Annotated in this window: 1 pseudogene; it reads left to right on the top strand. The window is 60.7% G+C overall.

Annotation, left to right across the window (positions count from 1 at the left end):
* Window positions 1–415: pseudogene (locus I6F37_RS42010) on the top strand (ABC transporter permease); the annotation flags it as partial.

Genomic DNA, 415 nt, shown 5'->3' on the forward strand with positions numbered 1-415 from the left:
AGTCAAGCTACTGGAGAAGCAACTCCATCTCGATCGCCCGGCAATCACGCAATACCGGCTGTGGGTGACCGGAATGCTTCACGGAGACCCGGGAAAGTCACTGGCGAACGACACATCGGTGTCGAAGGTTGTCGGGCCTCGGCTGTTGAACTCTGCGGGACTGACGATCCTCGCCGGAGTCATCGGCTCGGTTGTCGCTGTCGGCGCAGCGGTCATTGCCGCGTGGCGACGCGACAGGTGGTTCGACCACACCGTCTCGCTGATAGCGCTCACACTCGCGGCATTGCCTGAGTTCGTCGTGGCGGTGCTGCTTGTCGCATTTCTCTCGACGTCGGTTTTTCATCTCCTGCCTGCGGTGGCATTCTTCCCTCCACAAGACTCGGTGTGGCTGCAGGGAAAGCTGCTTGCCTTGCCT

The sequence above is a fragment of the Bradyrhizobium sp. NBAIM08 genome (assembly GCF_020193935.1).
GTDB classification, from domain to species: domain Bacteria; phylum Pseudomonadota; class Alphaproteobacteria; order Rhizobiales; family Xanthobacteraceae; genus Bradyrhizobium; species Bradyrhizobium yuanmingense.